Source organism: Vibrio iocasae (assembly GCF_042245395.1).
Taxonomy (GTDB): domain Bacteria; phylum Pseudomonadota; class Gammaproteobacteria; order Enterobacterales; family Vibrionaceae; genus Vibrio; species Vibrio iocasae.
Window position 1 is genome coordinate 3551942 of record NZ_CP145311.1, and the last position, 13592, is coordinate 3565533.

The 13592-nt window shown below is 42.3% G+C and carries 10 protein-coding genes and 1 pseudogene; 9 read left to right on the plus strand and 2 right to left on the minus strand.

The window, feature by feature from the left end:
* Nucleotides 1–40 precede the first annotated feature (40 nt).
* The gene (gene cyaY / locus SNR28_RS26210; protein WP_375751896.1) at nt 41–355 is read right to left on the minus strand and encodes an iron donor protein CyaY; all 315 of its coding nucleotides are present in this window, start codon (nt 353–355) and stop codon (nt 41–43) included.
* On the opposite strand from cyaY, the pseudogene SNR28_RS26215 reads away from it, so the two are divergent.
* From SNR28_RS26215 to SNR28_RS26250, 8 genes and pseudogenes are all read left to right on the plus strand, one after another.
* A pseudogene (locus SNR28_RS26215) lies at nt 335–551 on the plus strand (lipoprotein). The gene cyaY and the pseudogene SNR28_RS26215 sit on opposite strands and share 21 nt — an antisense overlap.
* Before the next feature lie 38 nt (nt 552–589).
* Nucleotides 590–1843, plus strand: coding sequence for a diaminopimelate decarboxylase (gene lysA, locus SNR28_RS26220; RefSeq protein WP_375751898.1), 1254 nt, complete (start codon nt 590–592; stop codon nt 1841–1843).
* Nucleotides 1844–1854: 11 nt separating this feature from the next.
* Nucleotides 1855–2685: a diaminopimelate epimerase gene (dapF, locus tag SNR28_RS26225; RefSeq protein WP_375751899.1), complete on the plus strand. Its 831-nt coding sequence runs from the start codon at nt 1855–1857 to the stop codon at nt 2683–2685.
* 18 nt (nt 2686–2703) lie between these two features.
* Nucleotides 2704–3408: a DUF484 family protein gene (locus SNR28_RS26230; protein ID WP_375751900.1), complete on the plus strand. Its 705-nt coding sequence runs from the start codon at nt 2704–2706 to the stop codon at nt 3406–3408.
* The gene (gene xerC / locus SNR28_RS26235; RefSeq protein ID WP_375751901.1) at nt 3380–4300 is read left to right on the plus strand and encodes a tyrosine recombinase XerC; all 921 of its coding nucleotides are present in this window, start codon (nt 3380–3382) and stop codon (nt 4298–4300) included. Before SNR28_RS26230 ends, xerC begins: the two co-directional genes overlap by 29 nt.
* 9 nt (nt 4301–4309) lie before the next feature.
* A complete protein-coding gene (gene yigB / locus SNR28_RS26240; RefSeq protein ID WP_375751902.1) occupies nt 4310–5026 on the plus strand; it encodes a 5-amino-6-(5-phospho-D-ribitylamino)uracil phosphatase YigB in 717 nt (238 codons plus the stop codon).
* Nucleotides 5027–5173: 147 nt separating this feature from the next.
* The gene (locus SNR28_RS26245; protein WP_375751903.1) at nt 5174–7657 is read left to right on the plus strand and encodes an EAL domain-containing protein; all 2484 of its coding nucleotides are present in this window, start codon (nt 5174–5176) and stop codon (nt 7655–7657) included.
* A gap of 196 nt (nt 7658–7853) precedes the next feature.
* Nucleotides 7854–10337 (plus strand): EAL domain-containing protein, encoded by a 2484-nt coding sequence (locus tag SNR28_RS26250; protein ID WP_375751904.1) that lies wholly within the window; start codon nt 7854–7856, stop codon nt 10335–10337.
* Nucleotides 10338–10421: 84 nt separating this feature from the next.
* Here the strand turns inward: SNR28_RS26250 and SNR28_RS26255 are convergent, their stop codons facing one another.
* Nucleotides 10422–12314 carry an acyltransferase family protein gene (locus SNR28_RS26255; protein ID WP_375751906.1) on the minus strand — a complete coding sequence of 631 codons (1893 nt, stop codon included), beginning with the start codon at nt 12312–12314 and terminating at the stop codon, nt 10422–10424.
* A 196-nt stretch (nt 12315–12510) separates the two neighbouring features.
* Between SNR28_RS26255 and SNR28_RS26260 the strand changes: the two genes are divergently transcribed.
* Nucleotides 12511–13534, plus strand: a protein-coding gene (locus SNR28_RS26260; RefSeq protein WP_375751907.1) for an IS630 family transposase whose coding sequence is annotated in 2 segments (ribosomal slippage) — nt 12511–12965 and nt 12964–13534 — 1026 coding nt in all. Because the reading frame shifts where the segments join, the coding sequence is not laid out codon by codon here.
* The last annotated feature ends 58 nt before the right edge of the window (nt 13535–13592 follow it).

Here is a 13592-nt window from a genome sequence, read left to right on the forward strand (position 1 = left end):
TAAACCTATTTGATAAAGGAGCGAATGATCGCTCCTTTTTCTATTCCCACTCTATCTCTTCCTGAGCGTGTATCTCACACTCTTCTTTTACTTTTTCAAAAAACTCACTTCCGGTTTTTGAGCAAATCCACTTTTGATCCTGATACGAAAAATGAAAGCCACCAGACTTTGAAGCAAGCCAAATCTCTTTCATCGGCTCCTGCTTGTTGATAACTACCTGACTTCTATCTTCAAATTCAAGATTCAGAACATTTCCTACGCGCTCATAATCAATATCCGCACCAGACTCATCTATCGCTTCCTCTAGCTGACTAAACTCTTCGTCAACCAATTCATGATATTCAGTTGCATTCATCCTGCTCTATCCTATTGCTTTTCTTATCGGTAGTGCGATTATAGGGGGCATTGAATCAATAATCACGATATGTACTATGAAAAAGATACTAGCTGCACTTTGTCTGACATCACTTCTTGGCCTAGCAGGCTGCGGTAACACAGGCCCGCTCTATATGCCTGAAGATGCAAACCAGACTGAAGAAACGCAGTCCTAATCGAGAACAGATCGTAAGAATAAGCAGGGAAAAGAACATTGGATTACTTTAATTATCAGGATGATGGCCAACTATGGGCTGAAAATGTCCCACTTACCGACATCGCTAATGAGTACGGAACACCTCTTTATGTTTATTCCAGAGCTACGCTAGAACGCCACTGGAATGCATTTGATAAATCTGTAGGAGAGCACCCTCACCTGGTTTGTTATGCCGTTAAAGCAAATGGCAACATCGGTGTACTAAATGCCCTTGCACGTCTAGGTTCAGGCTTTGACATCGTCTCTGGTGGTGAACTGGAACGCGTTTTAGCTGCGGGTGGTAAAGCATCAAAAATCGTATTCTCAGGTGTAGGTAAAACAGAAGCTGAGATGAAACGAGCACTGGAACTAAAAATTAAATGTTTCAATGTTGAATCTGAGCCCGAGCTGGATCGTCTAAATAAAGTAGCATCCGAGCTTGGTGTAAAAGCCCCTATTTCTCTGCGCATCAACCCAGATGTCGATGCAAAGACTCACCCGTATATCTCTACTGGTTTGCGTGATAACAAATTTGGTATCGCGTTTGACCGTGCCAAAGAAGTTTATGCATACGCAGATAACTTAGAGTTCATTGATGTTCAGGGTATTGACTGCCATATAGGCTCCCAGCTAACAGAAATCGAACCATTTATCGATGCAACAGATCGACTACTGGCATTGATTGATGAGCTTATCGAAGATGGCATCCATATACATCATCTGGATGTCGGTGGTGGCCTTGGTGTTATCTATAAAGATGAGCTTCCACCACAACCATCAGACTACGCTAAAGCACTGCTTGCACGTTTAAAAAATCACCCTGAAATCGAGCTAATCTTCGAGCCAGGGCGAGCTATTGCCGCAAACGCTGGTGTTCTTCTAACTAAGGTTGAGTTCCTAAAGCATACCGAATTTAAGAACTTTGCTATTGTAGACGCAGCTATGAATGATCTGATGCGCCCAGCTCTATACTCTGCATGGCAGGATATCGTTCCAGTTAAGCCAAGAGATGGGGAAGCTCATACCTATGACATCGTAGGTCCTGTTTGTGAAACAGGCGATTTCTTAGGCAAAGACAGAGAGCTAACCATCGAACAAGACGACCTGTTGGCCGTGCGTTCTGCTGGTGCGTATAGCTTCTCTATGTCATCAAACTATAACGCCAGAGCAAGAGCTGCAGAAATTATGGTGGATGGTGATAAAGTTCACTTGATAAGAGAGCGTGAAAAAATCACCGATCTTTGGCAACTCGAACACTTGCTACCGGAGTAACAGAGACAGATATGCATTTCCATTTTTCTAAAATGCACGGATTGGGTAATGACTTCATGGTTGTGGATTGCATTACCCAAAATATATTCTTTTCTCCTGACTTAATCCGTCGTCTGGCGAACCGGAATACGGGGATTGGGTTTGATCAGCTTTTAGTGGTTGAAGCACCCTATGATCCAGAAACTGACTTCCACTATCGTATATTTAATGCCGATGGTAGCGAAGTGGAACAGTGTGGCAATGGTGCTCGCTGTTTTGCCAAATTTGTGCGCATGAAGGGGCTGACGAATAAGTTCAGCATTGGCGTGAGCACCAAGAAAGGCAAAATGGTGCTGAAGGTTGAAGACGATAACATGGTCACCGTTAACATGGGTGAACCTGTATTTGAACCGTCTAAGATCCCGTTTAAAGCTAAGCAAACTGAGAAAACCTATATTATGAGAGCAGAAGACCATACTCTCTTCTGCGGAGCAGTTAGTATGGGTAACCCTCATGTGGTCACCACTGTAGATGATGTAAATACTACCGATGTAGATACTCTTGGGCCCTTATTAGAGTCCCATGAACGTTTCCCTGAGAGAGTCAATGCTGGTTTTATGCAGGTTGTAAACCGTAATGAAATCCAACTTCGTGTATATGAACGAGGAGCTGGTGAAACTCAGGCATGCGGTAGTGGTGCTTGTGGTGCTGTCGCTGTGGGCATTATTCAAGGTAGCCTAGACAATGAAGTGTTGGTTCATCTCCCAGGTGGAGACCTTACTATTCACTGGGATGGTCCAGGCCATCCGTTATTTATGACCGGCCCAGTCGCGCATGTATTCGACGGCCAAATTAGTTGTTAACGAAAAAGAGGACATGTTTTGTCTCATGTAGAACCTGGTGCTCTTACTGCTGAAATCGTAGAAGAGTACCTTAGAGACTATCCCGACTTTTTTAAAACCCGCCCGGGACTGGTAGATAAACTTTCTCTACCTCATCAACAGCAAGGCGCTGTATCTCTGGTGGAAATTCAACTGCGCAGGCAGAGAGAGAAAATTCAGGAACTCGAAGAGGAAATAACTCAGTTGATGTCATTAGCAGCAGAAAATGACAAAACATTTCATGAGTTTATGCACCTTCAGGAATCTGTGTTGAAATGCACAACTATCGATGAGCTTATCGCATGTATCTCAAGCAAAGCTGTCACGCTTGGCCTGAAAGGATATGTCAGGTTAATTGATAGTCCGGATAGTAAATCTCATCTGAGATACGACAGCTGGCATCGCTTTGCAACAAATCATTTTAACGGGAAAGACGCTTATCTTGGCCGCCTGAGAAAAGCTGACCGAGAGCTTCTGTTTGGAGAGCAAAATGTCCCAGAACTTGGATCTTATGTTGTACTCTCTTTGAATAAACATAAGCCTCTAGGTGTTATTGCTTTCTCATCGGAAGATGGTGGGCATTTCCAACCAAATATGGACACCCTGTTCTTGCGCCATCTAGCACTTGTTGTTTCACATCTCGTTTCAACTATGGAATGGGCTTGTGAGAAAGATAATGATGTCATCGAACAAACCACTGCCTGATAGCCTTTCTGAACCCTTAGCTCGCTTTTACGAATATCTTCGAAGTGAGCGAGGGTTAAGTCCCCTAACGATTCGGAATTACCGTCAGCAGCTGGAGACTATAGCCTCAGATCTGCATACAAAAGGATTAAACTCTTGGCAAGACGTCGATTCCAAATGGGTAAGGCAAGTTGTCAGCAAAGGGGTCCGACAGGGACTTAAGTCTAATAGTATTTCAACTCGGCTTTCATCCCTCAGAAGCTTTTTTGATTATCTGATATATACAGAAGAACTGTCTGCTAACCCCGCTAAAGGGGTTGTAGCACCTAGAAAAGACAAGACACTACCCAAAAACCTGGACGTTGATGAAGTAGGCCAATTACTGGAAGTAGATGAACAGGATCCGTTAGCCGTGAGAGACAGAGCGATTATGGAGCTCATGTATGGCGCAGGTCTTCGACTCGCTGAATTGGTTAGCCTTGATGTAAAAGGGGTAAACCTTGGCTCAGATGAGCTTCGTGTCATCGGTAAAGGCAACAAAGAGCGAAAAGTTCCTTTTAGCGGTCTGGCGAAAGAATGGATAGCTAAGTGGCTAAAGCTGAGGCCACTACTTATGAAACAAGACGAGCCCGCCCTTTTCATCTCAAAACTTGGCCGCAGAATTTCACACAGAAGTGTACAAAAGCGAATGGAAGAATGGGGGTTGAAGCAAGGTGTAGCAAGCCACATTAGCCCGCATAAACTGCGACATTCATTCGCAACGCATATACTAGAATCTAGTGGTAATCTGAGAGCGGTTCAGGAAATGCTAGGCCACGAAAATATCTCGACAACGCAAGTATATACTCACCTTAACTTTCAACATCTCGCTCAGGAATATGATAAAGCTCACCCTAGAGCAAAGAAGAAATAGGTCAACTCAATGCTGATATATAGAAACCTTAAACCCGTAAAAGCGATGACTTTTGATCTAGACGATACACTTTATGATAATCGCCCAGTCATTGAGAATGTCGAGCGCGAAATGGTGAGTTGGCTCTACACTCAGCACCCTGTATCTTCTACCGTTCCCGTTTCCAGGTGGCGACAAATTAAAAGAGAAGTTGCGCGTGCTAATCCTGAAATCTGTCATGATGTGACCTTATGGAGACAGACTCAGATCGAAACAGGTTTACTGCAACTAGGTTATTCAACAGAAGCTGCCCGAAAAGCTGCTCAGGAAGGCATTGAACACGCTCTGTGGCTTAGAAACCAGGTCGATATCCCCGATATAACTCATACCGTAATGGAGCAACTTGCAGAAAAATACCCTCTCATTGCGATTACTAACGGTAATGTTGATCCGAATAAAATTGGTATTGGCGGTTACTTTAAAAAAGTATACAAAGCCGGGCCAGACGGACGCTCAAAGCCCTTTTCGGATATGTTTGATTCAAGTGCCAATTATCTGAACTTACCAAGAGAGAACATACTGCACGTTGGCGATCACCTCAGAACAGACGTTATGGGAGCGAAAGTTTCAGGGTTCCAAGCATGTTGGTCAAACTATACGGATAAAAGCATTAAAAACGCCCCAAAGGCCCGCATACTTCCAGATATAGAAATCAATCAACTCGAAGCGTTATTAGAGTTTATCTAACTCATGCTTTCCGAATCTCGTCATTTGGATTTAAGTATTAGAGAATCTAAGGTGTTGCTGCTTGTTTCTCTTTTTTAGTCAGCCATTTATTGACTATATTATTGGTATGGCCAGAATTTTAGGCAAGGGCATTAGCGGTATATACGGATGAGAAACTATCCTTTATTGGTGACATCACCTGAAGAGCTACATATTCAACTCGATGAAATAGTTCTTGATAGCCAAGCAAATTATTTGGTTCAGATTTGCTCGACTCAGAACGACCAACTGAGTATTCGTTATAGCCAACTTCTAGGTCAGACTCTTCCCCTATGTACAATAATTGGCCAAAGTACTACCAACGTCATTTTTCGTGGTGAGATTTATGACCACGGTACTCTCATTGTCATTACAGAGCTAAAACAAAGCACTCTAACAAGTAGTGTCATACCTTTAACGGATAACCACTCACAAGATAGCCAGTCTCTGGTTCACTCTTTAGATCTGAAAGAGAGTACTCAATCCGTTATCAGTTTTGCTGATGGTATCACCGCTGGTGATTTCTCTTTATATCAGGCCTTTAACCACCTCGACACTCTAATACCTGTTTCTGGAGGTGTTTCAGTAAAATCTAAGTATGGTCATTGGGTTATGCTAAACCAATCCATACACAATGACGCTATCGTTGCCGTAGCGATACATGGTAATGAGCTTCAGACCACGTATGGCAGCTTTAACGAGTGGAATCCTATTGGCAGAAGGTTTGTCGTTACGGAATCCCAGAATCATCGCGTTATCTCTCTAAATGGAGTCTCAGCTGTCAATATCTACAATCGCTATCTGGCCGATGGACAGCAGGCCCCTTTATCTGACATCGTCAACTTTCCTTTGATGAAAGGGATTAAAAGCGAGCAAAACCTATACAGCCCGATCTCTACCTATCCTGATGGTTCTATTGAGTTCGATAGACAACTAGCTGAAGGTAGTGAAGTCAGGTTTAGTTATAACCACCCGTCTTTAACTATTGAACAGGTTCAGTTGGAAACAACGCAGCTTAACAAGTTTAATCCGGATAGCATCTTCATTTACAACTGTACGTCTCGATTAGACTTCATGGAAGGCAATGAGGAACTACAGCCCTTCCTTTCTTTAGGTTCCGTTAACGGTACTTACTGTTCGGGAGAAATTTGCAGAGATAAAACCAGACAAACCATTTTGCATCACAGCATGACTTATTTGGCAATGAAGGAAAAAATTTCCGAATCCGCGTCGAATAATAGTTATTCGGATAAAAATCACGCGATATCTCCGCTCTTTTCACTGATAAGAAACGCGATCACTGATGTCGATATGATGCATAGCGAACTCGAAGAAAAGTATGTGCAGCAAGCTAAAGCTCTTACAGAGAGTTATCGTATTGATCTGCGAACAAATCTGCTAAATAGATCGGTCTTGAAAGAGCGCTTATCTGAAATACGACTGAACGAGCACCTGATCACCATGAAGCTCAACAACTTCCCTCAAATAAACGAGAAGTATGGCTACGATATTGGCGATCAATTGTTGATGGACATTAGTCGGTATTGCGAATCATTGCTTCAGGAAGCTCTTGGACGGCACTGTACTCTATACAGCATAGGCACCGGTGAATGGGCGGCTGTTTTTAGCTCCGATCTTTCTGGCGTCGCACTTAAAAAGAAAATATCTGAATTTGCAGAGCAAATCGAACATGTAAACTTTGATCCAGCCAACAGACCAGAGCTGGGACATCTATCCGTTGCTGTATCCGTTGGCGTCACCAGCCGAAGGGACTACCCTAATGTATCGCCAGATAGAGTTCTATTAAAATCCATAGAAGCACGTCGCTTTGCAGCTAAGCACAACCGACACGTATTTAGCGCAAAACAGCTCGAAAAAGAAAATGACAACAGACAATCTCAGCTCGAATGGTTAAGTTGCGTAAGTCGGGCGGTATTAAACGATAGTGTTGTCACTTTCGCCCAACCCATTTTAGAAGCACATAGTCATAAAGAAATTGCTGTTGAATGCCTAGTCAGGATTAGAGATGAAGGGAAAATCATCTCTCCTGGACAATTCTTGCCTATCATCGAAGGCACGCATTTATATACACGATTAAGTCGTCAAATGATTAAACACACCTTTTCTGTGATGAAAAATAAAACCATACCCTTCTCCATTAACCTATCTCCACAGGATTTAATGAATGACAAGACCATACTCTTGTTAGAAAGGTGTCTTCTGGCGATCAAGGATCCAGGCAGGGTTGGATTAGAGGTATTGGAAACCGAACAAATTCACGATTACGGACGAATGATAGAAGTTTGCAATCACCTGCGTTCCTTAGGAGCAAGAATCATCATAGATGATTTTGGTTCAGGCTACTCAAACATAGATGAAATAATAAAGCTTGAGCCACAGATTGTTAAAATTGATGGCAGTCTAATCCGTTCGATAGATACCGACCAGAGGCAGAGAAAAGTAGCACAGACGCTAATACAACTCTGTGAAGTTCTTGGTGCAAAAACCGTTGCCGAGTTTGTGCACAATGAAGATGTCTGCAAAGCTGCCGAGGATCTTGGTGTCGATTACCTTCAGGGGTTCTACCTTGGCAAACCATATCAAGCCATTTGAGCAGAACAAATGGATACGACACTGATTACAAATTAGTGCAAAAACTCTAACTTTTGCGATTATTCTATTATCTATTACAAAAGAATAAGATCTGTGTAACATTGCAAGCCTAAAAAACAAGCACGTTCAGAAACATTCATTTATAACCAATAGTAGCTAGGTTTCATAAGTATAAGAATTAGGTTGTAACTCATTGATGAATAATTATTCGTTTGTTGTTGCTTGCCAGCGAGAGCTTGTGAGTCAGTTGGGCAATATCAGCATTAGCTCTGAAAGCAGCTATTTTGCACAAATTTGTTCAACGCAAAGTGCTGAGACAGCGCTAAGCCTCAGTGCCACACTCACTGAGCATATAGATGGTATTGAAGTTATAGGTCACAGCACAAGCCACTATATCCACGATGCAAAAGTGTCTAACCAAGGGACACTTATTATTCTTACAGAGCTAAAAAATGCCTCCATTTCTTCGACCCTTTTACAGCTATCAGAGAGTAATTTACAAATTGAGGATAGTTTACTGCTCACAGAAAACCTGGACATACAAAAATACACAAAAGCTGTGATCAGTTTCGCTGATAACATAGATTCAAAAGATAGTGGCCTGTTTGCTAGTTTTAATAACATTACACCGACAATACCTGTTGCCGGAGGTGTCTCTCAGCTGAACGAATTTGGCTCTTGGGTGCTACTTAACAACCATGTTGCCAATAAAGCAATTGTGGCGGTCGCACTTCATGGAAGTGACCTCTACGCTCGCCATGGTGGATTTATAGAATGGAACCCTGTTGGTCGTACATTTGAAGTCACTCAAGTTGAAGGAAATAAGGTCTTAACTCTGGACCATCGCAGTTGCTCTGATTTGTATCAGCACTATCTTGGAGATGGTAAGAAGTTATCTCTGTATGAGCTTAAGAGTTTCCCTCTAATGAGAGGTGACAGAATAAACCAGGATATCTGCATCCCTGAAAGTATTGCTGAAGATGGCGGTATTCGATTTAGCGGACACCTTCAACAAGGCGATCATGTTCGCCTTTGTTACAACCATCCATCTTTGACCCTCGAACAGGTTCAGCTGGAATCTGAACAGCTTCTTCAAGACTGTCCCGATATCGTTTTTGTCTATAACTGCTCTTCCAGACTAAATTTTGCAGAAGGTGATAAGGAGCTTCGTCAGTTTGCTTCTGTCGCACTTACAGAAGGAAGCTATTTTAGTGGCGAGTTTTACAGAGCAAGTCAGCAAAAAGTTCTTCACCATAGTCTTACCTATCTCACCATCAGGGAAGGAGAACCAAATTACGTAACAGATACAGTACGGCAAAGTATCAACCGGGACAAAATTACTCCTCTATTTTCTCTAATACATAACGCGATATCTGATGTAGATAGAATGCAAAAAGGTATGGAACAGAGAATGAGAGAACAAGCCCGGCGACTAACAGAGAGCTATCGATTAGATCACAGAACCTCGTTGCCAAATAGAATTGCCCTCAAGGAACACTTGAGCAAGATGAGTCGCAATGGGTATCTGATCACCATGAAGTTGATGAACTTCCGCCAAATTAATGAGAAGTATGGCTATCGAATTGGTGACCAACTCTTAATGGACATCAGCCATTATGGTCGCAAGCAGATTCAAAAACTATACCCAGCTATAGACCTCTACAGTATTGGCATTGGGGAGTGGGCGATCATTGTAAGTTCTGACAACGATACTGGTGCTGTTCTAACCAAATTCTATGAGTTTGTCGAAGAATTTGAGCAGATTAATTTTCGACCTATCGGTCTTTCGGAAATGGATCATATATCAGTATCTTTAAATGCAGGTGTAATAAGTGCTGAAGACTTCCCACTGCTCTCTGCTGACGAATTACTGATAAAGTCTATTGAGGCCCGAAGATGGGCTAAAGAACACAACCGCCATGTGTGTAACGTTAAAGATATTCAATCAAAAGCGGATGAGCGCCAATCTCAGCTTAACTGGTTATCCGTTGTCAGTCGGGCTATTTTAAGAAACCAGGTAAGAACTTATGTACAGCCCATCGTACAGACACACAATCACAACCAATATTCACAAGAGTGTCTGGTTAGAATCGTAGAAAACGGTAAAGTCATATCTCCAGGGCAGTTCCTTCCAATAATTGAAGGAACACACCTATATACAAGACTTAGCCGACAGATGATAACCAACACCTTTAATCTGATGTCGACAAAAACTGGAAATTTTTCGCTTAATCTTAACCCTCAAGATCTGGTTAGTGATAAAACCGTAACTTTACTAGAGCAACAAATATTGTCATTAGATAACCCTGAACGAGTCGGCCTTGAAGTGCTTGAAACCGAAGAGATAAAAGACTACGGACGTGTCAGGGAAGTGTGTAACCACTTACAGTCTCTGGGCGCTAAATTAATTATCGATGATTTTGGCTCGGGATACTCCAATATCGATGAAATCATTAAATTAGAACCTCAGATTATTAAGTTAGATGGAAGTCTTATTAAGAATATGGACAAAGATGTTAAGCAAAGAGAGGTAACACGAGCTCTGGTAAATCTGTGTCAGGTTTTTGGTGCTAAAACCGTAGCAGAGTTTGTACATAATCAGGAGATAGCAATGATTTCTGAAGACCTCGGCTTTGACTATCTACAAGGCTATTACTTTGGGGAGCCTAAAGAGCTATAAATCTAAAAAATCAAAATATAGTTGAGATAGTGAGCCCGCTGGAATTACGGGCTCACTGGTATGTGGAGATATGAAGAACTATATCTAGTTTATTCGCAGCTCCGAATTAGGAAAGATTTTGTCCAAGACTACTTTTCTCACTACATAATCGGAGCCTGAGGTTGTTAAGTGGACCGAATCAAAAATCATCAGCTCATCTCCCACCTTAGCCCGGCACTTCATTTGCGCACCTTCCCCTTTACATAGTGGAGTCAGCATATCAACAAAGACAAAGTCCTTATTTTTAGCTTGTAGCGCTTTCAGATAATTATTCGTCTTTATAACAGACTTATCGAAATTTCTATCCTGGATATACTCTTCACCAAAATGTCTTTTTACATATACAAACGGTAATGATGGTTGCCACTGAGGTAATGGGCCGATAACCGCGATTGTTTTTACACCCAGCTCATTCAAAGTTTCAATCGTATGCGGCCAGTCATTGTTTTCATGCTTACCAAATGACCCTACAACGACTACATCCGGTTTCGTTTTGAGAATGGCATCATAGGCTATCTTATTCGAGTAGTTACAACCTATATCAGAATGGTCAATCCCATTACTTTTCCTTACAAACGAAGGTGCACACCCTGATGATGTTAACTGACTAAACGGTGTCCCCTCAGGCAAGTTTTTTCTCAACCCAACAGAAACTGCCCCCATATGAGAGTCCCCCCATACAAATACACCGCCTTTCTTGTCACTTATACATTTTGCATCGACTTGAGATTTCCCTGTATCCCTAGTCTTATATGACGCATTACACATTGCATACAGTCCTGTAGGATCAAGCTCATAGTGATCGTATTTATCTAAAAACTTTGACTCTGGTGTATTTGCCGCTGCGCGATAAGGAACATTGAATCCATTTGTAAGCATTGTCGAAACAGACAAGCAAACTACTGCCATAGCCCCCCACAGAGGTTTGATGCGTAACAAGTGCGTCCATTGCGTGTAGCCCGGAAAACGATAAGACTCAACAAATCGATAGCTTAGCCATCCAAGTATCAAAGAGATTGGAATCCCCCAAATATACCAGTTGTCGTACTCATAGAAGCCAAATACAACGACTGGCCAATGCCATAAATAAATAGAGTAAGACCATCTTCCTAAGGCCTGAAAAACGCTATTATTCGTCAACAAACTATCCTGACGGTTTGCACACAATACGAGATAAGTCCCTAAGACAGGAACCAACGACAGTGCTCCCGGCCATGGAGATTCGCTAGAAACAAAAACAAAGCACGTGGCTATGAGGCCTAAGCCTATTAGCTCAAAACCTCTTCTGAAGCGATCTCTGAAAGGATTGGGGTAAAGGTATGCAATGCCCCCTAAAAGCATCTCCCATGCTCGCATAGGCAATAAATAGTAGGCTGTTGTTGGCCACTTCATCGTCGCCAATACAGAAAATGCGTAACCAAGTAAGGCAGTGATTACAACCACTCGTTTGACATTATTGAGAGACAAAAACGTTTTAAGAACCAACAACGCGATTGGGTATAAGATATAAAATTGCCACTCTGTGGACAAAGACCAGGTATGCAACAACCACTTTTCATGTGATGCCGCATCGAAATAGCCCGATTCCTTCCAATAAATAATGTTAGAAAAAAAGCCTAAGCTTCCAGCAACATGCTCTCCTATGACTTCGTATTCTTGGGAAGACAGGAAGAACCATCCATATACCAAAACAGCCGAGCACATAACTGTCATTGCAGGAATTATTCGATTTGCTCGTGCGACATAAAACTTGAATATGTTTAATGAGTCCTTCTCTAAGGCTCTAAATAGGATACCGGTCATCAAGAAACCGGAAATAACAAAAAATACATCTACACCAATAAACCCACCAGGAAGCCAGTCAGGTTGAAAGTGGAATAGCACAACTGCAATAACAGCAATGGCTCGTAAGCCATTAATATCATAACGAAAACTCACAAAATATCTCTCAGTATACATATAAAAAATTATAATGCTTACGCAACCGCACACATACTAACCCAGATTCATATAAATAAGATAGTCTCAATTGTGATACAAATCGCTCTTACTGACACTTTTCATTATAAAGAGGAGGTAATTATACCAATTCCATTAATTTTGTGATCTAATGAGGGCTCTTAAAGGAGCCCTCATGAAGCACGATTTCCCCAGCCTTATCAACTCCACGTCTAACGCTCGGCTTAGAATACGTTACCTTGCTGTTTCCCACTTTGTTGATGGTAAAAGCCGTACAGAGATCGCTAAGTTCCTCAAAGTCAGCAGAGTTAGCGTTAATAAATGGGTTAAGGCCTATCTCGATCACGGCCTTGAAGGACTGCAAGAAAAGCGTCATTCAGGGAGGCCTCACCGCTTAACCGAAGAGCAAAGGCAACAACTCAAAGAGTATGTCACCGAACATGCTGTTAATGCTGATGGTGGCCGCCTCCAGGCAAGGGATATCGGCCTCTTTATAGAAAGCAATTTTGGTATTACCTATCAACAGTCAGGGATATATCGCCTGCTACATGATATTGGCTTGAGTTGGATTACGACTCGCTCCAAGCACCCTAAGCAAGCAATAGAAGCTCAAGAAGCTTTTAAAAAAATTCCCAATAGAAACGATCCTTAAGATCCCCGGGCATGTCGCACTAAAAGATGTTCAAATATGGTTCCAGGATGAGGCCAGGTTTGGTCAGCGCAACACGACAACCCGAATATGGGCTCCCAAGGGCACTCGTCCGAGGGCGGTACAACAGCAGCAATTTGAATATGCATACTTGTTTGGAGCCGTATGCGTTACCACTGGTGATGCGGAAGCCATTGTTGTGCCTGTTAGTAATATGGAGGCAATGAAGGAACAACTTCGGCTTATCTCACATGCCACACCAACAGGTAAGCACTCTGTTGTCATTATGGATCAAGCGAGTTGGCACCAAAGCTATCTTGCAGATGATTTTGACAACCTCAGTATCATTCATATACCGCCATATTCCCCGGAACTGAACCCAATAGAGCAGGTGTGGAGTTGGCTTCGTCAAAACGAACTCGCAAATCGATGTTTTGAAAACTATGGTGATATTGTCGACAAGCTTTGTCGTGCCTGGAATAAGTTCTGTTCAGAGAAAAGCAGAGTTATCTCACTCTGCTTTAGAGATTGGATTAACCTGATAACTTAATTAATGGAATTGGTATTACTACTATTCCCGGTAATCGTAGAGATTTTATGGGGTAGGA